The 23,727-nt window shown below is 72.2% G+C and carries 20 protein-coding genes; 12 read left to right on the plus strand and 8 right to left on the minus strand.

The genetic code is table 11. The features are described 5' to 3' along the window. Positions 1-6 precede the first annotated feature (6 nt). The gene (locus BLA60_RS12045) at positions 7-900 is read right to left on the minus strand and encodes a LysR family transcriptional regulator (protein ID WP_075132893.1); all 894 of its coding nucleotides are present in this window, start codon (positions 898-900) and stop codon (positions 7-9) included. 71 nt (positions 901-971) lie between these two features. Between BLA60_RS12045 and fxlM the strand changes: the two genes are divergently transcribed. From fxlM to BLA60_RS12060, 3 genes are read left to right on the plus strand one after another with little or no spacing between them, the layout of a single operon-like run. Continuing rightward, positions 972-2,156: a methyltransferase, FxLD system gene (gene fxlM / locus BLA60_RS12050; RefSeq protein ID WP_162292946.1), complete on the plus strand. Its 1,185-nt coding sequence runs from the start codon at positions 972-974 to the stop codon at positions 2,154-2,156. 51 nt (positions 2,157-2,207) lie between these two features. Further along, complete coding sequence (locus BLA60_RS12055) at positions 2,208-3,536, plus strand: MFS transporter (RefSeq protein ID WP_075132894.1); 1,329 nt, start codon at positions 2,208-2,210, stop codon at positions 3,534-3,536. Beyond that, on the plus strand, positions 3,536-4,963 hold the full coding sequence (locus tag BLA60_RS12060; RefSeq protein WP_075132895.1) for a pyridoxal phosphate-dependent decarboxylase family protein: 1,428 nt from the start codon (positions 3,536-3,538) through the stop codon (positions 4,961-4,963). The genes BLA60_RS12055 and BLA60_RS12060 overlap by 1 nt, the downstream gene beginning before the upstream one ends. Here the strand turns inward: BLA60_RS12060 and BLA60_RS12065 are convergent. After that, positions 4,935-5,897: a hypothetical protein gene (locus BLA60_RS12065; RefSeq protein ID WP_075132896.1), complete on the minus strand. Its 963-nt coding sequence runs from the start codon at positions 5,895-5,897 to the stop codon at positions 4,935-4,937. The genes BLA60_RS12060 and BLA60_RS12065 overlap by 29 nt on opposite strands. A 111-nt stretch (positions 5,898-6,008) precedes the next feature. Here BLA60_RS12065 and BLA60_RS12070 point away from each other — a divergent pair, with 111 nt between their 5' ends. Then, entirely contained in the window at positions 6,009-6,776 is a 768-nt protein-coding gene (locus BLA60_RS12070) for an IclR family transcriptional regulator (protein ID WP_075132897.1), read from the plus strand. Between the two features lie 7 nt (positions 6,777-6,783). Here the strand turns inward: BLA60_RS12070 and BLA60_RS12075 are convergent, their stop codons facing one another. After that, positions 6,784-7,656, minus strand: a complete 873-nt coding sequence (locus tag BLA60_RS12075) for a cobalamin-binding protein (RefSeq protein WP_075132898.1) — start codon at positions 7,654-7,656, stop codon at positions 6,784-6,786. A 581-nt stretch (positions 7,657-8,237) separates the two neighbouring features. Between BLA60_RS12075 and BLA60_RS12080 the strand changes: the two genes are divergently transcribed. Continuing rightward, positions 8,238-8,501, plus strand: coding sequence for a hypothetical protein (locus BLA60_RS12080; RefSeq protein ID WP_075132899.1), 264 nt, complete (start codon positions 8,238-8,240; stop codon positions 8,499-8,501). 971 nt (positions 8,502-9,472) lie between these two features. On the opposite strand, the gene BLA60_RS12085 is transcribed toward BLA60_RS12080, so the two are convergent. Beyond that, positions 9,473-12,082, minus strand: a complete 2,610-nt coding sequence (locus BLA60_RS12085; protein ID WP_075132900.1) for an NPCBM/NEW2 domain-containing protein — start codon at positions 12,080-12,082, stop codon at positions 9,473-9,475. Between the two features lie 287 nt (positions 12,083-12,369). On the opposite strand from BLA60_RS12085, the gene BLA60_RS12090 reads away from it, so the two are divergent. Continuing rightward, positions 12,370-12,795, plus strand: coding sequence for a hypothetical protein (locus BLA60_RS12090; protein WP_075132901.1), 426 nt, complete (start codon positions 12,370-12,372; stop codon positions 12,793-12,795). Between the two features lie 242 nt (positions 12,796-13,037). After that, positions 13,038-13,682, plus strand: coding sequence for a hypothetical protein (locus BLA60_RS12095; protein ID WP_075132902.1), 645 nt, complete (start codon positions 13,038-13,040; stop codon positions 13,680-13,682). Positions 13,683-13,733: 51 nt separating this feature from the next. Here BLA60_RS12095 and BLA60_RS12100 read toward each other — a convergent pair whose 3' ends face one another. Next, positions 13,734-14,354, minus strand: a complete 621-nt coding sequence (locus BLA60_RS12100) for a TetR/AcrR family transcriptional regulator (protein ID WP_075132903.1) — start codon at positions 14,352-14,354, stop codon at positions 13,734-13,736. A gap of 58 nt (positions 14,355-14,412) precedes the next feature. Here BLA60_RS12100 and BLA60_RS12105 point away from each other — a divergent pair, with 58 nt between their 5' ends. The 3 genes from BLA60_RS12105 to BLA60_RS12115 are packed head-to-tail and all read left to right on the plus strand — an operon-like array spanning position 14,413 to position 16,572. After that, a complete protein-coding gene (locus BLA60_RS12105; RefSeq protein WP_075132904.1) occupies positions 14,413-15,819 on the plus strand; it encodes a serine hydrolase domain-containing protein in 1,407 nt (468 codons plus the stop codon). A 29-nt stretch (positions 15,820-15,848) separates the two neighbouring features. Further along, positions 15,849-16,244, plus strand: a complete 396-nt coding sequence (locus BLA60_RS12110) for a MerR family transcriptional regulator (protein WP_075132905.1) — start codon at positions 15,849-15,851, stop codon at positions 16,242-16,244. Beyond that, positions 16,237-16,572 (plus strand): thioredoxin family protein, encoded by a 336-nt coding sequence (locus tag BLA60_RS12115; protein ID WP_075132906.1) that lies wholly within the window; start codon positions 16,237-16,239, stop codon positions 16,570-16,572. The genes BLA60_RS12110 and BLA60_RS12115 overlap by 8 nt, the downstream gene beginning before the upstream one ends. On the opposite strand, the gene BLA60_RS45455 is transcribed toward BLA60_RS12115, so the two are convergent. The 3 genes from BLA60_RS45455 to BLA60_RS12130 all read right to left on the minus strand — a co-directional run bounded on the left by BLA60_RS45455 (position 16,548) and on the right by BLA60_RS12130 (position 21,695). Then, positions 16,548-17,144, minus strand: a complete 597-nt coding sequence (locus BLA60_RS45455; protein ID WP_245811952.1) for an RNA polymerase sigma factor — start codon at positions 17,142-17,144, stop codon at positions 16,548-16,550. The genes BLA60_RS12115 and BLA60_RS45455 overlap by 25 nt on opposite strands. Before the next feature lie 674 nt (positions 17,145-17,818). Beyond that, positions 17,819-20,938, minus strand: coding sequence for a protein kinase (locus BLA60_RS12125; protein ID WP_084734858.1), 3,120 nt, complete (start codon positions 20,936-20,938; stop codon positions 17,819-17,821). Between the two features lie 286 nt (positions 20,939-21,224). Beyond that, positions 21,225-21,695 carry a hypothetical protein gene (locus tag BLA60_RS12130; protein WP_154814290.1) on the minus strand — a complete coding sequence of 157 codons (471 nt, stop codon included), beginning with the start codon at positions 21,693-21,695 and terminating at the stop codon, positions 21,225-21,227. Positions 21,696-21,760: 65 nt separating this feature from the next. Between BLA60_RS12130 and BLA60_RS12135 the strand changes: the two genes are divergently transcribed. Both BLA60_RS12135 and BLA60_RS12140 read left to right on the plus strand, forming a co-directional pair. Further along, positions 21,761-22,159, plus strand: coding sequence for an ATP-binding protein (locus BLA60_RS12135; RefSeq protein WP_075132909.1), 399 nt, complete (start codon positions 21,761-21,763; stop codon positions 22,157-22,159). A gap of 58 nt (positions 22,160-22,217) precedes the next feature. Next, the gene (locus BLA60_RS12140) at positions 22,218-23,345 is read left to right on the plus strand and encodes an NAD(P) transhydrogenase subunit alpha (protein WP_075133013.1); all 1,128 of its coding nucleotides are present in this window, start codon (positions 22,218-22,220) and stop codon (positions 23,343-23,345) included. Positions 23,346-23,727: the final 382 nt, after the last annotated feature.

Consider the following 23,727-nt stretch of genomic DNA (forward strand, 5'->3'; position numbering starts at 1 on the left):
GGTGGGTCAGCGGTTGGCGATGATGGTCAGCAGGGTGGCGGCTGGGCCGCTGAGGCGGCGGCCTTTCGGCCAGACCGCGCGTAGGCGGCGTTCGAGGCGCAGGTCGGCCACCGGCACCTCCACCAGGGACCCGGCCGCGAGGGTGGTTTCCACCGCGTGGCGGCTCAGAACGGCTGGGGCGATGCCGGCTACGGCGGCACCGGTCACAGCCGCGTTGGAGCCCAGGGCCAGTTGGGGGGTGACCGGGTCGTGGGCGCGCAGCAGCCGGTCGAGGGTTTCTCGGGTGCCGGAGCCGGTTTCGCGGACGACCAGGGGGGTGGCGGCCAGTTCCGCCGGGAGAACGGGGCGTCGGCGTCGGGACCAGGGGTGGCCGGGTGCCACGACGACGATCAGGCGGTCCTCGCCGACCACTTTGCTGGCCAGGCCCTCGGTAAGGGTCGGGCCCTCGACAAAACCCAGGTCCCACTCGTCGTCGGACAGGACCAGGCGGGCAACCTCGGTGGAGTTCGTCACCGTCAGGCCTACATGGACCTCCGGCTCGGCCACCCGCAGTTCCGACAGCCAGCGGGGCAGCAGCGCCTCGGCGATCGTGAGGCTCGACGCGATCCGCAGGGTCGCCGATCGGCTCGACCGCAGCGCGGACACGCTCTCGGTGAACTCGCCGACCGCCGCCAGCAGGGTCGCGGCCCAGGCCACGACCAGTTTGCCGTCGGCGGTCAGGGTCGAGCCCTGGGGCCCCCTGACCAGCAGGGGGACGCCGGTGCGTCGCTCCAGGGCGGCGAGGCGTTTGGTGGCGGACGGTTGCGCGATGCCCATCGCCCTGGCGGCCCGGCCGACGCTGCCCAGCTCGGCGACGTGCACCAGGAGGCGCAGCGACTCGAGATCCGGCGGCGTGGTCATGCCAGCACACTATGGGTATTGCCATTGATGGGAGCATGATGCCGCCTAATGCGGACATCTGGGAGGCATCGTTGGGCGCGGAGCTGAACGGATTGCGCGAACAGCTGCTCAGGCACGTTCGAGAACGCGGCGGCGCCACCGACGCCCTCGTCGCCGACGCACTGCGTACCGTCCCCCGTCACCTCTTCCTCCCCGACCTCCCGCCCGGCTCGGCCTACCGGGACGAGGTCATCGTCACCAAACGCGACCAGCTCGGCCAGCCGACCAGCTCCTCGTCCCAGCCGACGATCATGGGCATCATGCTCGACCAGCTCGGTGCCGCACGGGGTCAGCGCGTGCTGGAGATCGGTGCCGGGACCGGGTTCAACGCCGCTCTGCTGGCGCACATCGTCGGCCCCGCCGGGCGGGTGACCAGCATGGACCTGGATCACGACGTCGTCGAGCGGGCTGAGGAGAACCTGGCGGCCGCGGGTGTCGACGGAGTCACCGTGCTGCACGCCGACGGGGCGCTCGGCTGCCCCGACCGGGCGCCGTTCGACCGGATCATCGCCACCGTGGGCGTGTGGGACCTGGCTCCGGCCTGGCTTGACCAGCTCGCCCCGGCGGGACGCATCGTGGTGCCGTTGGACCTGCGTGGGGTGCAGCGTTCGGTCGCCTTCGAGCGCGCCGGCGACCACTGGACCAGTCGTTCGGCCCGGCCGTGTGGGTTCATGCGGATGCGCGGCTCGCTTGCCGGGCCTGAGCGCACGTATCTGCTCGACATGGCAACGGGGCTGGTGCTGAGTCTGCCCGACGACCGCGAGCTGGAGGCCGACGCGGTCGTCGAGGCCATCGACTCCCCGAGCGCGCGCGTGCCCACCGGCGTCATCCCCGGACCCTTCGACCTGCTCGACGGGCTCGGCCTGTGGCTGGCGATCCGCGACCCCCGCTGGTTCGCCCTGTCCGAGACCGACCCCGGCGCCCGGCTGGCCGACGCCCCGCTGGTCGCCCCGGACGGCCGGGCCACCGTCGGCATCCTGGACGACTACGGCCTGGCCACCGTCCGCGCCGGGGTGACCGGCGAGCTGGTGGTCACCGGCGACGACCAGCCGGCCGACGAGCTCGCCGCGCACATCACCGCCTGGGAGGCCGCCGGCCGCCCCGGTTCGGCCGGGTTGCGGGTCGACGCCTACCCGCCCGGCACGCCGCTGACCGCCGAGTACGTGCTCGACAAGCGGTGCGTCCGGCTGGCACTGTCCTGGCCGGAGCGGTCCTGAGTGGTCCGGGCTGGACGCGGGGGTGCCGGGGTCCGTAGGGTCACCCGACAAATGGTGAATTCGGCTCATGTTTCGGCCGGGGCGGTGGGTGACCGGTTACCGGCCGGTACGCGGTTCGGCTACGCGCTCGGCTCGCTGTCGTGCGGCGCGTTTGGCACCGTGCCCGGATTGCTGCTGCTGCCGTACCTGACTGACACGCTCGCCGTGTCCGCCTCGGTCGCCGGCCTGCTGGTGCTGCTGCCCAAGGCCTGGGACGTGGTGTTCAACCCGATCGCCGGCCGGATCAGCGACCGCGCCGGCACCCGCCGGCCCTTCCTGCTCGGCGGCGGGATCGCGCTCGCCATCACCTTCGCCGCCCTGTTCGCCGGCCCCACCACCAGCTCACCGACCACCGGCGGGCTCTACGTCGCGGCCATGTTCCTGTTGTGCGCCACCGCGTTCGCCTTCTACCAGGTGCCCTACAACGCGCTGCCGGCCGAGCTGGTCCAGGACCCGACCGAACGCACCAGGCTCACCGCATGGCGCATCTCCGTGCTGGCCGTCGCCATCCTCGCCAGCGGCGCCGGTGCCCCCGCCCTGCGCGACGCGATCGGCGGCACGACCGGCTACCGGGTGATGGGCATCGCCGTCGGCGTGCTGATCCTGCTCGGCGCCATCGGCGTGTACGTCGGCACCGCGCGGGCCCCCAGGGCCAGGGTGCTGCCGTCGGTGACCACCTGGCGGGAGACCTTCGCCGCGGTCCGCGACTGCCGCCCGTTCCGCTGGCTGCTCGGCGCGTTCGTCATCCAGGCCGTCGGCATCGGCACCATGCTCGCCGGCGTCGACTACCTCGCCAGGGTCGTCCTGGAGGACCGCGGCGCGCAGTCGCTGCTGTTCGCCGCGTTCGTCGGGCCGGCGCTGCTGGTGATGCCGGCCTGGCAGCGGGTCTCGGCCCGCCACGGCAAGCGGATCGGCTACGTGGCCGCCACGCTGGTGTTCGCCGCCGGGGCGCTGGGCCTGCTCGCCGCCGACGTGCTGCCGCTGGCCGCCGTGGTCGCCTGTGCGGCGATCGTCGGCGTCGGGTACGCCGGCATCCAGGTGTTCCCGCTGGCGATGCTGCCGGACGTGATCAGTGCCGAGGAGCGGCGCACCGGTCAGCTGCGGGCGGGACTGTTCGCCGGGGTGTGGACGGCCGGGGAGACCCTCGGCCTCGCCCTCGGCCCCGCGCTGTACGGGCTGGTGCTCGCCGCCGGCGGGTACGTGTCCTCCGCCGGTCAGGACGTCACCCAACCGGGCGGCGCGGCGGTGGCCGTGGTCCTGGGCATCGCACTGGTGCCCGCGCTGTTCGCACTCGCCGGGCTTGCCTTGCTGCGGCGCCGAGTTGTGGAGGTCTCCTACTGATGAGCGGTGGCTTACCGGCCGACCAGGTACTCGACGAGCTGCGTGAACTGCGCGCCGGCGACCTGCCGACCCACGGCGGCCGCACCCTGGCCTACGTCTACGACAGCGGGCTGTCCGGTGTGGACGAACTGGGCGCGGCGGCGCACGCCATGGCCAGCTCGGCCAACGGCCTGGACCCCACGGCCTTCCCGAGCCTGCTGCGCCTGGAGAACGACATCGTGGCGACGGCGGCGGCCCTGCTCGGCGGCGGCCAGGACACCGTCGGCAGCGTGACCTCCGGCGGGACGGAGAGCTGCCTGCTGGCCGTCCAGGGCGCCCGCGACTCCCGCCCGGACCTCGACCGGCCGACGATGGTCATCGCCGACACCGCGCACGCCGCCTTCCACAAGGCCGCCCACTACTTCGGCGTCGAGCCGGTCGTCGTCCCGGTCGACCCGGTCACCTTCCGCGCCGACCCGGACGCGATGGCCGCCGCCATCGGCCCGTCGACCGTGCTGGTGGTCCTCAGCGCGCCGTCCTACGCCCACGGCGTGGTCGACCCGGTCACCGAGGTCGCGGCCGCCGCCGCGCGGGCCGGGGTCCGCTGCCACGTCGACGCCTGCATCGGCGGGTGGGTGCTGCCGCACTTCCGCCGGCTGGGGGTCGAGGTGCCGGAGTTCGACCTGTCGGTGCCGGGGGTGACCAGCCTGTCGGTCGACCTGCACAAGTACGCCTACTGTCCCAAGGGGACGTCGGTGCTGCTGCACGCCGACGCGTCGGTTCGCCGGCCGCAGCTGTTCGCGAGCGCCGCGTGGCCCGGGTACACGATGCTGAACTCGACGATGCAGTCGACGCGGTCGGGCGGTCCGCTGGCCGCGGCGTGGGCCGTGCTGCGCCACATCGGCGACGCGGGTTACGCCGAGCTGGCGGCGCGGACGCTGACCGCCGTCCGGACCCTGCGCGCGGGGGTCGACACGATCGCCGGCCTGCGGGTGCTGGGGTCGCCGGAGGCGGCGCTGTTGTCGCTGACATGCGACGACGACCTGGACGTGTTCACGGTGGCCGACGAGATGACCGCGCGGCGGTGGTACCTGCAACCGCAGTTCGGGTTCGGGGCCTCGCCGCCGAACCTGCATCTGACGGTGACCGCCGCCAGCCACGGGTCGGAGGAGCAGTTGCTGGCCGATCTGGCGCAGGCCGTCGGGGTGGCCAGGGCAGCCGGCCCGGTCCGGTTGGCGCCGGAGTTGGTGGCGGTGATCGAGGGGCTGGACCCGACGGTGCTCACGCCAGAGCAGTTCGCGGGTCTGCTGGCGGTCGCCGGGCTGGACGGGGTGGGCGTGCCGGAGCGGATGGCCGAGATCAACACGATGTTGTCGGTGGCCTCGCCCGCGTTGCGGGAGCGGCTGTTGGTGGAGTTCCTCAGCGCCCTGTACAGCCAGCCCAGGTGAGGATCGCCGCGCCGGCGGGTTGCAGGGTCAGGCCGGCGGCCGAGTCCGCCGTGAGGGGAACCTCGCTCACGGCGCCTTCGTCGTTGTCCCTGACCCAGGCGCCCAACAGTTCGTCGAACACCTCAGGGGAGAACTCGACCCGCACCAGCAGATCGGTGGCGAACGTCAACGGGTCGACCCCGAGTCCGACGCACTCGGCCCGGATCCCCCCGTTCCTCCTGGCCTCGGTCAGGTCGTTGTGGAAAGGCCAGGACTCGTAGTCCACATCGGACAGCTCGGCTTCGCCGAGGAACTCTTCGGCGTACTCGCGCACGATGCACCGCCACAGTGAGAAGTCGACGTCGTCCCGATCGTCGCCGGCGGCCTGGAACACCCCGACCGGGAGAACCTGGTGCAGCCCGCCGGCGTGCCCCACCCGCGCCGGATCCCGCCAGTGCAGGAAGAACGTCGGGATCGGTCCACGGCGAACGGTGAGCACGGAGATCGCCAGGTTGGCCGGCCGGCGCGTCAGGTCACGCGGGTCGCCGACGGCGTCGCGCAGCGGCGTTGGCCCACCGGCGGCCAGTTCGTGGGCGGCGGCCTCGCCGGTGTCGATGTGGTCGAAGTAGGTCCCGTGCCCGAACGCCAGCCGGGGGGCGCCGGTCAGGTCTGCCGCCAGGAGCCGGTAGGTCGCCCGGTTCTCGAACACGGCCGGCGGGTCGAGCGCGGCCATCGTCGCCGCGTAGTCGCCGCCCGGCAGGGCCGGCACGGGCGGCGACGCGCCGAGGGAGAGGGTGATCGCCGAGAGCGGGACCGGCCGGGCCGGGACCCAGTCGGGGCGGGTCAGCAGGGTGCTGCCGGGCAGCGTCGGCAGGTCCGGGTAGCGGGTGGCGGCCTGGAGTCCAAGCGCGAACCTGTTGTCCCGCAGCGTCTTTCGAACGTCGAGCCAGGTCATGGGTCGTATTGTGCCGGGTTGGTGTCCTCGTGGGCCGGGGTGCCGTAGGGTCGCGGGTGGGTTCCGGGTGGGTTCCGGGTGGGTTCAACGGCGATCCGTGGAGGTAGGTCGGTGTCGCGTGAGACCAGTGGGCTGATCGGCTCCGCCCAGCGGGCGCTGCGGGTGCTGGACATCGTCGGCTCCGCCGGCGACGGCATCACCGCCAAGGCGGTGGCCAGACGCGCCGGCTACACCCTGTCGACGACCTACCACCTGCTCAACACCCTGGTACACGAGGGATATGTGGTGCGGCTCGGGCACGGGCGGGGCTTCGGACTCGGCTACAAGGTCGGCCGCCTGTACCGCAACCTGTGCACCGAACTCGACGTCGGCCACCAACTCCAGGACGAACTGCACCACCTGCACCTGCGCGCCGAGGCCGCCGCCTACTACACGGTGTTCCGCGACACCGACATCGTCGTCGCCGCCGTCGCCGACTCGCCCCGGTACCCGCGGGCCACGCCGCTGGACTTCGGCTTCGACGAGGCGGCCCACGCCACCGCCTTCGGCAAGGTCCTGCTGGCGTCGCTGCCCCGCCGCCGGCGGCGCGACTACCTGTCGGGCGCGGGGATGCCGCGACTCACCGAGCGGACCACGGTCAGTGCCACCGCGCTGGACACCGAACTGGCCCAGGTCGAACAGGTCGGTGTGGCGACCGAGGTCGAGGAGTTCCAGCCCAACCTGGCCTGCCTGTCCACGCCCATACGGGACGGAAGCGACAACATCACCGGGGCCGTGGCGTTCTCGGTGCCGGCCGACGTCTTCCACAGCCGTCGTCCGCGGCTCGAACGCGCCGCCCGCAGCGGCGCCGCGCGCCTGGCCCAGCTGCTCACGTCCTGACGCCTGTTCAGGGTGCGCGGTGGGCTTCTGACGGGGTGAGCGCGAAGTCGAGGCCGTGCAGCACCTGGGCCAGGACCTCGACGCCACGAACCACCCGGGGCCCTGGCCGGTTGAAGTAGGCGGGGCCGTCGAGGATCCAGGGAGACGGGAGCGCGGGCCACGGCGCAACGCGCCGGTCGAATTCCTCGGCGGTTCTGGAGGGGGGAAAGCCGCACGGCATCAGCAGGACGATGTCCGGATCGGCGGCGGCCAGTGCCTCGGGGGTGATGGGCGTGGTGTGCTGGCCGGGGGCGGCGAGCACCGGATCGCCGCCGGCGAGGGTGATCTGTTCCGGGACCCAGTGGCCGGCCGGCCAGAGTGGATCCAGCCATTCGATGGCGGCGACCCGGGGGCGGGGGCGGTCGGCCACGCGGCGTCGGACCTCGGTGAGTCGGTGGTGGAGGGTCGCCACGCGGGCGGTGGCGACGTCGCCGGCCCCCAGCGCGTCGCCGACGGTGGTGATGGTGGCCAGGACCTCGGGGAGGGTGCGGGGCTCCAGGCTGAGGACCCGGGGGCCGGTGTCCAGGGCGCGGACCGTGCTGGTGACCCGCGTGTAGGAGACCGCGCAGACCTCGCACAGGTCCTGGGTGAGGATCAGGTCCGGGGCCAGGTCGGTGAGCAGGTCCGTGTCGAGGGCGTAGATGGCCGAGCCCTGGTGGTGCGCGGCGGTGGAGATCTCGCGGCTGGACAGGTCCGGGGGCAGGCCGCTGGCGGTCACCACCGGGACGCTGGCGACCTCCGGTGGCCAGTCACACTCGTGGGTTCGCCCGACCAGATCGGCGAGCCGTCCGAGCTCGGCGACGATGTCGGTGGCTGCGGGGAGTAACGAGAGGATCCGCACACCCGAAAGGGTAAGGCTTTGCGTGGGCTGGATCACTTCCGACTTCGGAGCGTCACAAAATGGGGGTCCGAGTGCCTGGTCACTCAATCACTTGCAGGTGACGCCGGGCAAGTCACCCAACTGGGTTATCTGTTGCGTAGTCGCAGGTGAAAAAGCACTGGTCGTATGCATGTGCACCTGCATGTTCCACCCATTGGCGGCGAACTTGCGCGTTCGCCATTCGCCGATGAATACGCACCGTTCATCGCTTCACGGTGAGCGTCACAGCTCGATAACAAGATCAATGGGCAATGATGGTCATGACGCGCCTGGGGGCACGCGCGGCGAACACCACGCACCGACCAGCTGTGGCCCCCTGCTGGCACAGGGAACCACGCGATGTCCCGAACCAGGCGAAAAAATTCACGACAGGATCGAGAGGGCACAGAACGGTGACCAGTCTAGGACCCGGCACCGCTCCGGCACCAGAACAGGAAAGAGCGATCGACCCGCAACAGCCCAGGACGGGACCGGACCGACGCGTCGTCCAGCTGGCCGAACTGGCCGGCCCCGACGTCACGCCGGCACCGCGACCTCGCCCGGTGACGATCATCCCTGAACAGCGCGCCCCCAGCGGCCGCTTCGCCATCCCCACCACACGCGACGGCTGGCTCCGGGTCGCCGAACGCGTCGTCGGCGACTGGGCGGCGACCCTGCGCAACGCCTTCGTGCTGTTACTGGCCTTCGCCGCGATGATCGCGCTGATCGGAATCGCGGTGGGAGTGGAGAGTGCGGGGGCGGCCATGGCCGTGGGAGTGGTCGTCTTTCTGTTCGGGCGGCGGCGGGACGGGTCCGTTTCTGACTGATCCCCTGGGAGGGTGCCTGTGCGTCGGGCGCCCTCTCTTTTTTGTTGCCGGGTTGTTGTCGTGGGGGTGCTCCGAGTTGTCCACAGGTGGGGCCCGGAGAGGCCTCCCCCGGCCGTTTCCCGACTAGAATGGGCTGAGGGGTGCCCCCGTGGAGGGTGGGGGTCTACCTACCTGTTGGGCGGGTTTTCCCGTTTGGTTGTTGGGGTTGTTGGGGTTTGTGGGATGAGCTGGGGTGGGGGTCTTTGCGGTGTGGGCTCGATTGTGGGTGTTGCGGGAGGGGTTGGGTGGTGGGTTTGTGCGGGGTTGGGGTTGTCGGCGGATTGTCCGGGCGGCCCCTCACCTTGAGTTTTAACCTCCGGGCTGCCTGGTGTCGTTGCTCCGACTGGTCCTGTGGCGGGTCCGCGCTGTCTTGACCCTGCCGACCGAGCGGTGTTCCTGCTGATGAGACACGTGTTTGCCGTGCTCACTCGCGCGTGCTACGCCTGCTGAGGACCACGGACCCCCTGAGACGGAATAAACGTGCGCCCGCCAGTTCGGGGTCTGTCCGGCGGGCGCACGTCAATACCCATCAGCCGCCGCCACGCCACCCCAACACCTCGATGACCAGCAAAAACACGGCACAGGGTACGACCACAGAGACACCAAGAGGTTAAAACTCAAGCTCACGCCTCAAGAGGCCCTGAACTGGGCGAAGTCTGGGTTCGTGTTCACCTGTGGGCCTCTTGACCCGTGAGCCTCCGCCGCCCTGACGCAGGGCTCAGGGGCAGGACTGGCGCCCTGCCCCATCGACGTCCGCGTGCCGACAAACGTCCCGGCCAACGGTCGCGGTTCGCCAGGTCGTGGCCGCGACGACATCCGGCTGGCCGGCCGTGGTCGGCCAGCCCTGGTCGGGACGAATCCTTCTGTTGTGGTCGTGGCTCGGGTCAACCCCAGCCCAGGTTGCGAGCGCCTTTCCCTCTGGTGGGCGGGGGTCAGGTGTGGCAGGTCAGTTGGGGGATGGCCCAGTCGGCGTGGTCGAAGTTCTTGTTGTCGCCGCCGTCGGTGACCTGGAGGGTGAGCAGGCGGGCTCCGGTGACGTCCACGTCCACCGGGACGGCGGGGCCGGGGCGTAGGACCCCCGTGTCGTGCAGGGGAACGCCGTCGGCGGTGATGGTGAAGGTTACCGAGCCGGGCTCGGTGGTCTCGTCGTCCAGACCGACCAGGGCGGTGAAGCGGGTGCAGTTGGCGCCCAGGTACACCGTCACCGTGGACGGGGCGTGGGTGCCCAGGCCCTTGTCGTGGACGACTCCGTCGATGGTCAGCGGGTTTCCGTCGCCGGCGGCCGATTCGTTGACCGAGCGGTCGCGTTCCACCGGGCCCCAGCCGTTCGTCTCGGTGACGAAGGGAAGGTCGCTGACATACGGCCGGCCTGTGGGGGGTGGGGGTGGGACGAAGGCCCTGACCGCCTCCTCCACGTGGAGGGGGTGGGGCCATCGGGGTGCCGTGAACGTCGCCGCGAGGGGGACGTCGACGTACCCGGTGGAACTGGACTGTCCTACGTGGACGTTCCAGGTTCCGGTGAGGGGAGTGCCGGCCGGCAGGTGGGCTCGGCTCACGGGCGGGTCGGCGGTGGTCCAGCCCTCGGGCAGTGTCGGCGACAGGCGGACGTGGCGGGCGTCGCGGTCGGTGGTGAAGGTGGCGGTGATGGCGACGGTGCTGCCGGGGGGAGTGTCCACCTCGGACCCGGGGGTCACCTCGAGGGTGGACGTGGGGGCCTGGGGCAGCGGGTGGTCGCAGGTGGTGCGGCCCGGGCGGGCCCGGCACGCGACGGCCACGAAACCGCCGTCCCGGGGCACGTCGACGGTCAGGGCGTCGGCGGCGGTACGGATGACGCCGGTGCGGATCAGGTCGGCTCGCGGGGCGGGGGCGTCTCGCCGGATCTCGATCAGCCAGCGGCCGGCGCCCAGGAACGTCAGCGGGGTGGTGAGGGTGCGGGCGTCGCCGGTGGTGATCGCGCCAAGGAACCAGCGCTCGCCCGAGCGGCGGGCCAGGGTGGTGCCCGAGGACGGGTGGCCGGCGACGAACCGGGTCTCGTCCCAGACGGTGGGGAGCTGGTTGAGGTAGCGGAGGGCTTCGGGGTGGCGGGTGTAGGCCTCGGGGTTGTCGGCGAAGTGCTGCCAGCCGGACTCGTAGATCACCGGCAGCGCCACCTCGTGGGCCACCGACGCCTGCTGGAGACCCGTGTCCAGCGACACCGGGGTGTAGTCCATCGAACCGACCACGTTGCGGGTGAACGCCTGGACCGGGTTGTTGACCGGCAGCGGATAGTTCTCCGCGCCCCGGACCGCCTCCATCGTCATGATGTGCGGCCAGGTCCTGGCCAGGCCGTGCGGGATGGTCGAACCATGGAAGTTGACCATCAGTTCCAGCTCGGCCGTCCTCGCCAGGACCTCGTCGTACCACTGGTAGCGGGCCTGGGTGTCGGACTCCATGAAGTCGAGCTTCACGCCGCTCACACCCCAGCTCTTCACCAGCGGCAGCACCGAGTCGCGTTCCTCGGCGGTGTCCAGCCTCGTCCAGTGGAACCACAGCAGGATCTCGACGCCGCGTGCCCTCGCGTAGCGCACCAGCTCCGGCACCCACTCGGCGCTCCAGCCCTCGTCGACCAGCACGGCCGACCAGTTGTTCTCGGCCGCGAAGTCCACGAAGTCCTTCTGGCGCTGGAAGTCACTCGGGCTGGAGTGCTCGGACAGCCACGACCACGCGACCTTGCCCGGACGGATCCACGACGTGTCGGCGATCCTCGACGGGGACGCCAGATCGTCCACCAGCGTCGACTCGGCGACCGTCGCCAGATCACCGATGATCGCGGTACGCCACGGGGTGCGGGACGCGGTCACCTGGTCGTCGGCCAGGGCCACCCGGTAGTCGGCCGTGCCGGCGGTGTGGCGCAGGCGGCTGCCGGAATAGCTGCCGTCCACATCGGACTCGGTGAGCAGGGCGAAGTCCTCGCCGGACTGGAACAGGGACGGGTTGCCGTAGTCGCCGGCCGGCGCCTCGGTGGCCGTGGTGGCGACGCGGTTCGCCTCGTACCAGGCGTTGTAGGGCAGCAGCCAGGCCTTGGCGTCGGCCGGCGGGGAGAACGTGGTCGCCTCGCCGGTCACGGTCGGGGCGCTGGGCAACTCGTAGCGCAACGCGACACCGTCGGCGGCCGTGCGGACCACCAGGGTCAGCGGGATGTCGGCGGCGCGCAGCGACAGCCGCAGCTCCGACAGGTGGTTGAGGCGGTCGAGGCGCTTGCCGGTGGTCATCCGGTAGCGCTCGACGACCGTGCGGCGCGCGGTGTCCACCACCCGCAGACCGCTGCTGAGGTCGGCGTCGGTGGTGTGCACGCCCAGCGGCGCCGGCGCCAGGACCGTGCGGCCCTGCCGGGTGACCGACAGGGACAGGGTGCCGTCGGTGAGGGCGACGGTGGCCGACAACTCCCCCCGGGCGACGGTCCAGGTCCGAGGGGCCGGGGCGGCCGAGGCGGGGACGACGGTCCCGGCGACGGCACAGGCGGCGGCGACAGCAGCCGCCGTGAGACGGGTCAGGGACGGCATTCGGCAACCTCCGCGCACGGCGTCGAGCGGGCGGGTGTGTGAATGTGGAAGTTTCTGTGAGGTTCCTGTGGAAACAGATACTGGATCTGTGCAGGAAAGGCAAGACTTTCGGACGGAACGTGCACACTTTCGTCCGTTGGCACCAAAAGCCCCTGGCCTGGTCGGACGGTGGCGGGCCGGAGTCAGTTGGCCCGGTGGGGGAACACGATCAGTGGGTGGGTGGTTGAACGCGGCGCCTCGCGGGTACTCGCTGTCATCGGAGTGCTGAACTTGGAGGTGCTGGAGCCATGCTGCTGATCCTCGGTGTGCTGCTGGTGGTGGTCAGTGTCGCCGCGGCCGCCCTGTTGATCGCCTACAACAGTGGCGGCACCACGGAGACCGTGTCCCTGTTCGGATGGAACATCGGGGACGTGAACCTGATGCAGGCGTTCATCGCGGGCATCGTGGTGGGACTGGTGTTCCTCTTCGGAATCTCGATGATCATGCGCGCGGGCCGGCGTAACCGGCTCAACCGCGCCCGCTACAAGGAAGCCAGGCAGCAGGCCAGGTCCGCGGCCGCCGAGCGGGACGAGCTCGCCGGGCAGCTCCAGGAGGAGCACCACGGCCAGATGACCGGAACGGTCGACACCGGGCCCCGGCACGCCGTGCCGGCCGACCACCCGGTCGACCAGCCGACCACCAATATCCGACCTGGTCAGTCGCCTTCCAGGTAGGCGCACTGGCCCACCCGGCCGGTCACGACCACGCGCTCCCCCCCGGCGCAACGGTCGTGACCGGCCTTTTTTGGCGCCTGTTTACCCATACGGGTGATCACGCCTGATCAACTACACCGTGGGTGGGTGACCCGGTGCGAGCTGCTGGCGGAGAGTGGATACTCTGTCACCCCATCGTGGTTGTTGATCGTTGCCAGCGGTCCGCAACGTGGGGCAAACAACTTTTCCTGCCGGAGGCATCCATGGCACTCAACTCGACCTCTCGCCGCCGGTTCGGCGCCGCTGCCGGCGCTTTCGGCGTCAGCGTCGTCGCGTCCGTCGCGCTCATCGGCATGGCTGGCACCGCCAGCGCGCACACCCCCAAGATCGCCTCGGACTGTGCCGACGACGGCTCGTGGGCGAAGGTCGTGCTGACCCAGTACAACGACAAGCAGGCCAACACCGTCACCGTCACCATCGACGGCACCGAGGCCGACAAGCAGGAGTTCGGCAAGAGCTTCGAGAAGACCTACGGTGACCTCGACCCGTCGGTCGAGCACGCCGTGTCGGTCAAGGTCGACGCCTGGGACGACCCGGAGGGCAACAAGGGCTGGTCGGTGACCGAGTCGGCCACCATCGCCGCCTGCGTCCAGCCGACGACCCCGCCGGAGCCCTCGGAGCCGACCGAGACCCCGTCCGAGCCGGCGCCGACCACCTCCGAGCCGGCCCCGCCGGTCCAGGAGATCACCGAGGAGGCCCCGCCGGAGGCCGCCCCGGCCGACGAGCCGCTGGCCGAGACCGGTGCCAGCATCGCGATTCCGCTGGGCATCGGCGGCGTGCTGCTCGCCGGCGGTGTCGTGCTGATGGTCGTGGTTCGCCGCCGCGGCCGGGCCGACAACCAGGCGTGAGCTAGCACCAACGCAAGACCCTGAGGGGCGGGCCCGGAGCGGGCCCGCCCCTCAGTCGTGTTGGCGGCACCGGCCGGGGAAGACCGCCATCACGTTGCGCTCCAACGTTTCCAGGGCGGCCGCCGCCGGTACGGCGCCGAGGCAGACGTGCAGGCCGAGTCCCTCGACGGCGGCCATCAGCCACACCGCCGAGGTCTGCGGGTCGACGTCCTCGGGGACCTCGCCGCACTCGTGGCCGTGGCCGATGCCCTCGGCCAGCCGGGCGCGGATCGCCGCCTCGGTCTCGTTGCGCACCGCCGCCAGGTCCGGCCGGTCCACCGCCCGCGCGGCGAAGGCGAACGACACCCGCCAGTGCGCCCGCCGGTCCTCGTCCAGGGGCAGCCGCTCGCACAGGCCGTCGCGCACGGCCTGGCGGATCGTGCCGTGGTGCTGTTCGATCTCCCGCGACCGCCGGTCGACCCGGTCCATCGCGCGCGCGGTGACCCGCGTGTACGCGTAGCGCAGCATGTCGTCCTTGCTGGCGAAGTAGTGCTGCACCAGCCCGACGGACACGCCGGCCTCGGCCGCCGTCCTGGCGACGGTCGCCCCGTCCAGGCCGCCCGCGGCGACCAGTCGTTCGACCGCCTCGGCGATCTGGGCCCGGCGTTGCTCGTGGTACTCCTCGGTGGCCATCGGCGACAGTATCTCCGTACGGTTGACAATATGTCCATATTGAAACCAGTATGAGCATATGGTTTCGTATCTGGTCGCCGTGCTGCTGGCCGTCGCGCCGCTCGCCCCCGGCACTCCCGGCGGCACTCCCGGCGATGTCGAGAGGTTCCTGACCGAACGGAGGGTGGCCACCGAGGTTCCCGGCCTGTCCTACGTGCTGACCGACCGCGAGCGGATCGTCGCGCGGAACGCCTGGGGCGTCGACGGGAACGGCCGGCCGATGACCCCGCGCACCCCCGTCGGCTTCGGCTCGGTGGCCAAGTCCGTGACCGCCCTGGGCATCCTGCGACTGGTCGACGCCGGCACGATCGGCCTGGACGACCCGGTGATCGACCACCTGCCGTGGTTACGGCTGGCCGACCAGGACCACGCCCGGCGGATCACCGTGCGCCACCTGCTCCACCAGACCAGCGGCCTGCCCGCCGACGAGGGCTACGCCCGCGCCGACCGCGACGACAACGACCCCGGCGCGCTGCGGCGCTGGGTGGACAGCCTCGCCGACGTCGAGCCCGAGGCCGCCCCCGGCGAGCGCCACCGCTACAACCCGGCCAACGCCGCCATCCTCGGCGCGCTCGCCGAGGAGGTCACCGGCCTGACCTTCGCGCGGTTCCTCGACCGGGAGGTGTTCACCCCGCTGGACCTCGCCGACGCGATCGCCGACGCGCGCACCGCCGAGGTGTCCCTGCCGCCGGGCCACGAGTACTACTTCGGCACCGTCCGGCCGGCGCCCTGGCGCTTCGACGACTCCGGCGTCCCCTACGGCTACCTGGCCGGCAGTGTCACCGATCTCGCGCACCTGGCCCGGCCGCTGCTGGGCGGGGGCGAGTTCCTGTCGCCGGCCCTGCGCGCGGAGCTGAGCCGGGGTGGGCCGCGCGCGCTCGGCGGACGCTACGGGCTCGGCTGGCGGGTCGGCACACTGTCCGGCACGGACACCGAGATCGTCTGGCACGCCGGGGCGGTCGCCGGCTACCACACCGTGGTGATCGCCGCGCCGGAGCGCGACCTGGCGGTCGCCGTGCAGCAGAACGCCTGGTCACCGCTGGTCGACGAGCAGCTCAACGCCGCCGCGTTCGGCGCGCTGACCATCGCCCTTGGCGGCACGCCGGCGCCGGTCGATGAGTCCTCGACCCAGGTGGCGGTGCTGGCCGGGGTCGGGGCGCTGGTGGCGGCGTTGGCCGGGGCGGTCGGGCTCGGCGGGTGGCGGCTGGTCCGGCGGCGCCGAAGGTCCTGGCCGGTGGCGGTGGCGTGGGGCGGCGTCGGGGCGGTGTGCGCGGTGGGCGCCGGGGTGGTGCTGCCGGCGGTGGTGGGGCTGAGCCTGCGGCAGATCCTGCGGTTCACCCCCGATCTCGGGCAACTCGCGGTGGCGGTCGTGGTGCTCGGGTCGGCGCTGGCGCTCGTGCGGCTGGCGCGGTTGTGCTTGCCTTGACGCGCGCGTCAATGTCTACCCTCGGCGACATGCGAATCGGGGAGTTTGCCCGGCGTGCGGGCACCACCACCAGAGCACTGCGGTTCTACGAGACCCAGGGACTGCTGACCGCGCGGCGCGGCGCCAACGGGTATCGCGAGTACGGCGAGGACGATCTGCGGCTGGTCAACGAGATCCAGACGCTGCGCACGGTCGGCCTGACGCTGGAGGACACCCGGCCGTTCGTCGAGTGTCTGCGCGCCGGCCACGACAGCGGCGACTCGTGCGGCGACTCGATCGAGGTCTACCGGCGCAAGCTCGCCGAGGTCGACGCCTGTCTGGAACGGCTGGGCGCCGTGCGGGCGGAGCTGGCCGGCAAGCTCGGTGACGCGCTCACCCGCCGCGACGGCTTCGTCGACCCGTGCGTGGTGGTCGGTCGTGCCTGAGCCGGTCACCGACGACACGTTCGCCGCCGAGGTGCTCGGGCGCGAGGGGCCCGTGCTGGTCGAGTTCTGGGCGACCTGGTGCCAGCCGTGCCGGATGCTCGACCCGGTCCTGGCCGAGATCGAGCACGAGCGCGACCTCGCCGTCCGCAAGATCAACAGCGACGGGAACCCGGCGACCACCCGGGAGTACCAGGTGCTCGCGGTGCCGACGATGATCCTGTTCCGCGACGGCCGCCCGGTGCACAGCGTCGTCGGCGCGCGGACGAAGGCACGCCTGCTGACCGAACTGGACGACGTGCTGGATCAGCGGCCGGTCTCGCGCTCGTAGTACTCCCGCAGCGTCTTGAGGCACCGGCCCCTGGTCGGGCCGATACCGCCGACCGGCATGTGCAGCGCCTCGGCCACCGCGCGGTACTCGGCGCGGCCGGCGAGCACGGTCAGCCGCAGCATCTCCTGGCAGCGCGGGCTCAACCGGCGAAAGACCGTCCACAGTGTCTGGTCGCGGTCGTGGCGCAGGGCCTCGTCCTCGGGAGACGGGTCCGGCGCCGGCAGGTCGGTGGCACCGGCGTCGCCCAGTTCGACGACGCGGCCCTCCAGACGGCGCAGCCGGTGCGCCTCGCGCCGCGTGGTGGTGATCAGCCAGGCGGCCAGCGCGCGCGGGTCGGCGAGCCGGTCGAGGCTGCGCAGCAGCGCGAGCCACACGGTCTGGTTCACGTCCTCGGCCTCGGCGTGGGCAAGACCGTTGCCCCTGGCGACGTGCCAGACCAGCGGGGACAGGTCGCGGACCAGGGCGGTGAACGCGTCCCGGTCACCCTGACGTGCGGCGATCAGACACGCGGAGTTGCGGTCCCGCCCGTCCAGGTCACGCCAGTCGGGGCGGGCGGCGGTGCGGTCGAGCAGGTCGTTCAGGCCGGCCTCGACGTCGAAGGGCGGCGGGCGGTCCTCGTCGTGGGCCCGGCGCACGGTCGGGGGCTTGAGCACTATCCGAATGTGATCGGTCTGGGCGATGATCTCCGATTCGGTGACGTCGAGAACTCCGGCGATCTCCTCGGTGGAGCATTCCTCCAGGCAGGACAGGATCGCGACGGCGCGGCCGGCGGGCGGCAGCAGCGCGACCAGTTCGGTCGCCGACTCGTCCCCGGAGGTCTCCCCGCGCGATTCGTCCGGTGCGCCGACAGCGGGGTCGGCGTCGGCGACCGCGCGGACCGCCAGGCCGGTCGCGTGCCGGGTTTTGTCCTGCGGGGACAGGAGATGGGTGGATCGCCAGCGGCGCAGGAGGCGCTCGTAGGCGTGCTGGGTCGCCGTGCGGGCGATCCGCCGGTCCCCGCAGGCCATCAGATGGGCGATCCCGAAGGTGCGCCGTACCGTGTCCCGGTAGAAACTCGCGAATTCCGCCGGAACCGGGTCGACGTCGTCGTTGTGCGCCGTCACGGTCCTCATTGCCCTTTGGTGCTCGGTCGCGGTCGTGAATGCCGCACCCGTTACTCTGCTGATGCGCTCCGGCGGAGGCAAATTCTTTGTACAATTTCCGCACAGTTAACCCATTAGGGTGACCACTTTCGGAGGATGCGGTCCTAACTGCGGGTCACCCGCATCTCCGCGACCGCCCGTCCGGCCCGGGACCGCCACTCCGGCACCGCGCTCTGGTCGATGTCGGCCAGGTTCGCCAGCAACTCGGTGACCACGTCGTCCGCGCCCTCGTCGTCCCCCAGCACGGTCAGCAGCGAGGCCAGCCCGACGTGCGCCCGCGCCCAGTCCTCCAGGTACTGGTGCAGTCCGTTGTCGACCAGGACGGAGTAACAGTCCACCGCCACCACGAAGCCGTGGTGGGCCGCGCCGTTGCGCCGCGCGTGCAACGCCGACATTCCCAGGTGGATGCCGGCCTGCCCGCACATCGCGTACCCCTGCTCGGTCGGCAGCACCCGGATCAGCCAGCCCAACCCACCCAGGATCTCCTCCACCTGCCGCGACGCCTCCCGCGTGCGGCCCGCCCTGGCCAGCGCCGAAGCCGAGGTGAGCGCCTCGGCCTGGGTGCCGAACCACGCCGGCAGGTCGCCGGGACCGAGCCCGGCCACCGTGCGCAGCGCCGCCAGCTTGGCCGCGAGCTTGCCGGCCACCACCGGGTCACCGCCCAGTACCGCCATCGCCGCGCCGAGCTCGGCCAGCGCACCGTCCACATCGGACATCAAATGGCAGGCGTAGCCCCGGGAGGCCCGCAGCCGGGCCGCCGGTTCGGCCAGGTCGGTGCGGCCAAGGGCGATCAGCCGCTCGTAGTGCCCGAGGCCGGTACGGGCCGCGTCGGCCGCCGAGGCGAACTCACCGAGGTCGAGCAGCGCGTTGGCCAGCCGCCGGTGCGAGGCCGCCAGGTCCTCGGCGCCGCGCACCCCGCGCCGCACCAACAGGTCCAGCTCCTCGGCCGACTGCTGGAACACCTGCACCGACTCGTCGAGATGCCCGGCGTCGGCGAGCGCACCGCCGAGACTGTCCAGCACCAACACCCTGGCGTAGCCCGACGCCCCCGCGTCGGCCAGCAGGTGCAACGCGTGCTGGTGGTGCCCGCACGCGCGGATCGGCTCACCGCCCCGACGGGCCAGCACCCCCAGCTGGCGGTGGGCCATCGCCGCCAACTCCCGCCGCGCGGCCGAGGACCCCAGCTCCGACTCCGGCAGCAGCCGCAGCACCTCCTCGAACTGCGCCCGCGCGCCGTCGGAGTCCCCGGCGGCCCCCAGCGCCACCCCGAACCGCTCCCGCGCGGTCGCCAGCTCGTCGGTCCACGGACGCGGGCCACCGAGATCGGCCAGCCGCTGCCACAGCTCCGCCGCCCGCCCGGCGACCGCCGCGCCGGCCCCGGCGCCGTCCTGCTCGCGCACCAGCGTCGCCTCGCGGTCGAAGGCCGAGGCCAGCTCGCCGGCCAACCCCGTCTGGCCCTCGCGGACGACCGCCGCGGCCAGCATCGTCCGCGCCGACCGGTAGGCCGCCAGCGCCGGCCGGGGCCGTTCGAGCCGCTCATGGGCGCGGCCGGTGATCAACCAGGCGCGGCCGAGGTCGCCGGCCAGCTCATGCCGGCCGTGCCCGTCGACCAGCGGACCCAGCAGGTCGACGGCGGTGTTCGCGGCGGCCAGCGCCTCGGCCGGGGTGCCGGCCAGCACCGCCCGTTCCAACGCCACCAGCCCGGCGAGGGCCTCGTCCGGCGGGTGGATGGCGGCCAGCGCCTCACCGGCCCGGCCGGTCAGCCCGGCGGCGTGCAGGGACTTCGCCCCGGCCAGCGCGGCGGCCACGACCCCGGCCTGGTCTCCGGCCCGCTCGAACGCGGCGCCGGCCTGGTCGTAGAGACCGTGCTCGCCGAGGCCGCCGGCGGCGGCCAGCAGCGCCGCACCGAGCACCTCCGGGTGGTCCTTGAGCTCCTCGGCCACCGCGATCGCCCGCTGGTGCAGCGGGCCGGGGTCCTCGCCGCCGCGCACCGCCACCGCCAACTCGGTCAGCACGGTCGCCAGCAGCAGCCGGGAACCCTCGTCCTCGCGCCCGGCCAACAGATCCGCGCACGCCCGCAGGTTCGCCACCCCGGTCATCAGGTCACCGGCCCACAACGCGGCCCGGCCGGTGTCGGCCCGCAGCCGGGCGCGGGTCCAGACCGGGGCACCGGCCTGGTCGAGCACCCGCCGGGCGACCGCGAACGCGCGCAGGTCCTCGTTGGGCGGGCCGCCGTGACCCGGCCAGAACACCGACGCCGTCCTCGGGTCCAGCCCGGCGGTCTCGTAGGCGAGGGTGAGCCACGCGCGCGGATCGCCCCAGCCCAGATGGGGCGGCTGGTGGAGCACCGAGGGCCGTGACGGCGGCGACCAGCCGGTCAGCCCGAGGTCGGCGGCCAGATCGGTGAGCGTGCCGGCGATGTCGGCGAACGACCGCGGCCGGGCGCCCGGGTCGAACCGCAGGCACGCCGCCAGCACCTCGACCACCGGTCGCGGCATCGGCACCCGCCACCGGTCGTGCTCGGCCAACTGCTCCAGCACGGCGTCGGCCAGCGCGCCCGAGGGCCAGGTCCGCTCACCGGCGAACATCTCCAGCACGGTGACCGCCCAGCTCCAGACGTCGGCGTCGCGGCCGACCGGCTGGTCCTCTGCCTGTTCCGGGGCGGCGTAGGCACCCTCGGGGGCGGCCCGGATCGAGCCGTCGCCGTCGAGCTGGCGCAGGTGGTCGGGTTCGCGCGGGGCGCCGAACCCGGTGATCCTGGCGGTGCCCCCGGCGGTGAACACCACGTTCGCCGGCCGCACGTCCAGGTGCGGCAGGCCCATCGTGTGCGCGGCGTCGAGCCCCCAGGCGGTCTCGACGGCGATCCGCAGCAGGGTCGTCACGTCGCCGCCGGTGTAGAGGTCGCCGTCGCGGATCCGGTCGGCCAGTGAACCGCCCTCGGCGTACTCGCTGAACACCAACACCTCGTCGTCGAGGGTGCGCACGAACCGGCAGGCGGCAAGGTGCGGATGCGCCGGCAGCCGCTGCCAGCGCTCCACCTCGGCCAGGAAACGTTGCTGCGCAACGAGATCACCGACGACGACCCGCCGGACGGCGTGCCTGTCACCGTGCTCGTCCCGGACCAGGGCGAGGTCCCAGTAGCCGCTGTGGCCGAGCTCGCGCACGACCGTGAAACCGCCCAGTACCGTCGCTCCCGGCCCCCAGCCCCCATCAGCCGTGGTCATGGTCTGTGCGACCGGCCGGCTGGAGCGCGCAGCGTTGCCGACATGTCCATCACCCTATGCCCGAGAACCAGATCTTGGCGTTCCGCAACCTTCCGGTTACGGAGAGAAAAGTATGATCCCCGACGCGCGCTGACGGACACAAGATCCTGTCCAGCGGGACACCCGCGACCGCCGCGTCGCCGCGTCACGCCACGGTGTTTTCGGGTCCGAACGGGGCGTCCCCGCCGCCGCGAACGGCGCGGGCACTGGGCCGAACGGTCGAGTCCGGATTAGGGGGAACGCCGGGTCACGAGCCGCCGTGTTCGCCGGTTCCCTCGATGCCGCCGCCGAGTTCCTCGCGCAGGCTCTCCATGTACTCGCGGGAGTCGCCGGAGAGCACCCAACGGTCGCCGGACAGGTAGATCCCGCCGTAGAGCACCGCGTACTCCAACCAGTCGCGCTGACCCCGCGCGGTGTCGAAGTCCAGGAAGACGAACGCGTCGCCGTCCTTGACACACGACGCCTGGCGGAAGTCGGACGTGTGGCCCTGGAGCGTGGCCTGGCAGCCGACCGTGTGCGCGAGCTGGCGCCAGGTGAGCGGCTCGGACGGCAGCGCGGCGGCCGTGGTCGGCGTGCCGGCGCCGTGGCCCGAGCCGCCCCGGTGGTCGTTGTAGGCGGCGGCGGCCTGCCTGTCCCGCTCGGTCAGCTCGCCGGCGCAGCCCCCCACCGCCAGCACGGCGGCGACCAGGCACGGGACGAGTACGGATGGACGCGTCACACGAACTGATACGGAAGCCGGGCGGCCGGGGTTCAACCCGTCGGGGGCCGGGGTACCCGGGATGTATGGGTCAGCGTGGGGTGCTGCGCCGCCGGGGCACGGCCTCGGTGGAGCTGGCGACCGCGCTGCGGCGGGAGTTGATGCGGTGGGCGCGTGCCGAGCACGTCCCGGCCGAGTTGGTGGGCGACATCGGGCTCGCGGCGTACGAGGCGATGGCCAACGCGGTGCTGCACGCCTACCCGAGCGGGACCCACGGTGTACTGGAACTGGACGTGAGCCTGTCCGGGCGGAAGCTGACGGTGACCGTCGCCGACCACGGGCAGTGGGACGAGGGTGGGGAGCGGGTCATCGGGCCTGGTCACGGGCTTCCGCTGATCCGGGAGCTGCCCGACCACACCGAGATCTCGACCGACGAGTACGGCACGGCCGTGTCGATGACCTGGCGCACCACCGTGATGTCCTAAGTGGACATTACGAATCGGGTGGTGTGGTGGGGGCTGTCCGGCGGTTATGGTGTCGAGTGTGAAGATCGCCACAGTTCATGAGACGAGGCCGCACGAGCGCCGGGTCGCGCTCGTCCCCGGCCAGGTTTCCCGGCTCACCGAGGCAGGCCTACAGGTCGCCGTCGAGCCGGACGCCGGCCGCGCCGCGGGGTTCACCGACAACGACTACCGAGACGCCGGAGCAGAGATCACCGAGGACGCACTGGCGGGAGCCGGCGCGGTGCTCTCGGTCCAACCACTGACCGCACGCCAGGTACGGGCACTGGCGCCGCACGCGATCACCGTGTCCTTCCTGCCGGCCACGCAGGAACTGGAACTGGTCGCCGCCCTGCGCGACGCCGGGGCCACCTCGCTGGCCATGGAACTGGTGCCCCGGATCTCCCGGGCCCAGCCGATGGACGCGCTGTCCTCGCAGTCGTTCGTCGCCGGATACCGGGCGGCGCTGCTCGCCGCCGAACGCCTGCCCCGGTTCCTGCCGCTGTCGATGACCGCGTCCGGAACCATCCCGCCCGCACGGGTCCTCGTGCTCGGCGCCGGAGTCGCCGGACTACAGGCCATCGCCACCGCCCGCCGGCTCGGAGCCGTCGTCCGCGCCTACGACGTCCGCGCCGCCTCCGCCGACGAGGTCCGCAGCCTCGGAGCGGACTTCATCGAACTCGAACTGCCGGCGCTGGAGGGATCCGGCGGCTACGCCAGGGAGATGACCGACGAACGCTCCCGGCTCCAGCGCGAACTCCTGGCCCCCCACGTGGCCGACGCCGACGTGCTGATCACCACCGCGTCCGTGCCCGGCCGGACCGCGCCGCTGCTGGTCACCGCCGAAATGGTCGCGGGCATGCGCCACGGATCGGTCGTCGTCGACCTCGCGGCCGAAGGCGGCGGCAACGTCGAGGGCGTCAAACCGGGAGAAGAGGTCACCATCGGCTCGGCCACGGTCATCGGCGGACAGAACGTGCCGAGCCAACTGCCAGGGCAGGCGAGTCAGCTGTACTCGGCCAACGTGGTGAACCTGTTGCTGCTGCTGCGTTCCGGGGACTACCTGGTACCGGACTTCGAGGACGAGATCGTCGCCGGATGCTGCGTCACACACGGCGGCGAGGTACGACACGGACCGACGAAGGACCTGCTCGCCGCCGGTCCGCGGTAGAGCGTCGGGGCAAGGGGTGCGGCGCCGCGCCAGTCGCGGCGCCAACCCTGTGGACAACTCGCCGCCGCGGCCCGGAACAGTCGGTGCACGCGACTACCCTTGAATCAAGGGGTCCCCCTTGGCGGCGGCGGGAGGGTGTGGGCGGAGGGGTTTGCGTTCGCACCTGCCGGCGGGGCTCGGGGAAGCTGGTCGGGGGCTGGGGTTGGTGGCGCTGGCGAGGGCTCACCACGTTCTGTGTGGGCGGGGCTCATCGCGTTGCCGGGCGGGCGTGGACCCACCCGGGCCGGGGGCTCGCCACGTTGATGCGCAGACGGGGACTCGCCACGTCGCTTGGCGGTCGGGTTCACCGCACTGCCGCGCGGGCGGATCCCCGCGCGGGAAG

This window comes from Actinophytocola xinjiangensis (assembly GCF_001921215.1).
In the GTDB taxonomy this organism is placed as follows: domain Bacteria; phylum Actinomycetota; class Actinomycetes; order Mycobacteriales; family Pseudonocardiaceae; genus Actinophytocola; species Actinophytocola xinjiangensis.

What these genes read in the sequence shown, in the direction of transcription:
- BLA60_RS12045 (WP_075132893.1), bottom strand. Translation starts at nt 900, where the DNA reads ATGACCACGCCGCCGGATCTCGAGTCGCTGCGCCTCCTGGTGCACGTC.
- BLA60_RS12055 (WP_075132894.1), top strand. Translation starts at nt 2,208, where the DNA reads ATGGTGAATTCGGCTCATGTTTCGGCCGGGGCGGTGGGTGACCGGTTA.
- BLA60_RS12060 (WP_075132895.1), top strand. Translation starts at nt 3,536, where the DNA reads ATGAGCGGTGGCTTACCGGCCGACCAGGTACTCGACGAGCTGCGTGAA.
- BLA60_RS12065 (WP_075132896.1), bottom strand. Translation starts at nt 5,897, where the DNA reads ATGACCTGGCTCGACGTTCGAAAGACGCTGCGGGACAACAGGTTCGCG.
- BLA60_RS12085 (WP_075132900.1), bottom strand. Translation starts at nt 12,082, where the DNA reads ATGCCGTCCCTGACCCGTCTCACGGCGGCTGCTGTCGCCGCCGCCTGT.
- BLA60_RS12090 (WP_075132901.1), top strand. Translation starts at nt 12,370, where the DNA reads ATGCTGCTGATCCTCGGTGTGCTGCTGGTGGTGGTCAGTGTCGCCGCG.
- BLA60_RS12095 (WP_075132902.1), top strand. Translation starts at nt 13,038, where the DNA reads ATGGCACTCAACTCGACCTCTCGCCGCCGGTTCGGCGCCGCTGCCGGC.
- BLA60_RS12100 (WP_075132903.1), bottom strand. Translation starts at nt 14,354, where the DNA reads ATGGCCACCGAGGAGTACCACGAGCAACGCCGGGCCCAGATCGCCGAG.
- BLA60_RS12105 (WP_075132904.1), top strand. Translation starts at nt 14,413, where the DNA reads ATGGTTTCGTATCTGGTCGCCGTGCTGCTGGCCGTCGCGCCGCTCGCC.
- BLA60_RS12110 (WP_075132905.1), top strand. Translation starts at nt 15,849, where the DNA reads ATGCGAATCGGGGAGTTTGCCCGGCGTGCGGGCACCACCACCAGAGCA.
- BLA60_RS12125 (WP_084734858.1), bottom strand. Translation starts at nt 20,938, where the DNA reads ATGACCACGGCTGATGGGGGCTGGGGGCCGGGAGCGACGGTACTGGGC.
- BLA60_RS12135 (WP_075132909.1), top strand. Translation starts at nt 21,761, where the DNA reads ATGGGTCAGCGTGGGGTGCTGCGCCGCCGGGGCACGGCCTCGGTGGAG.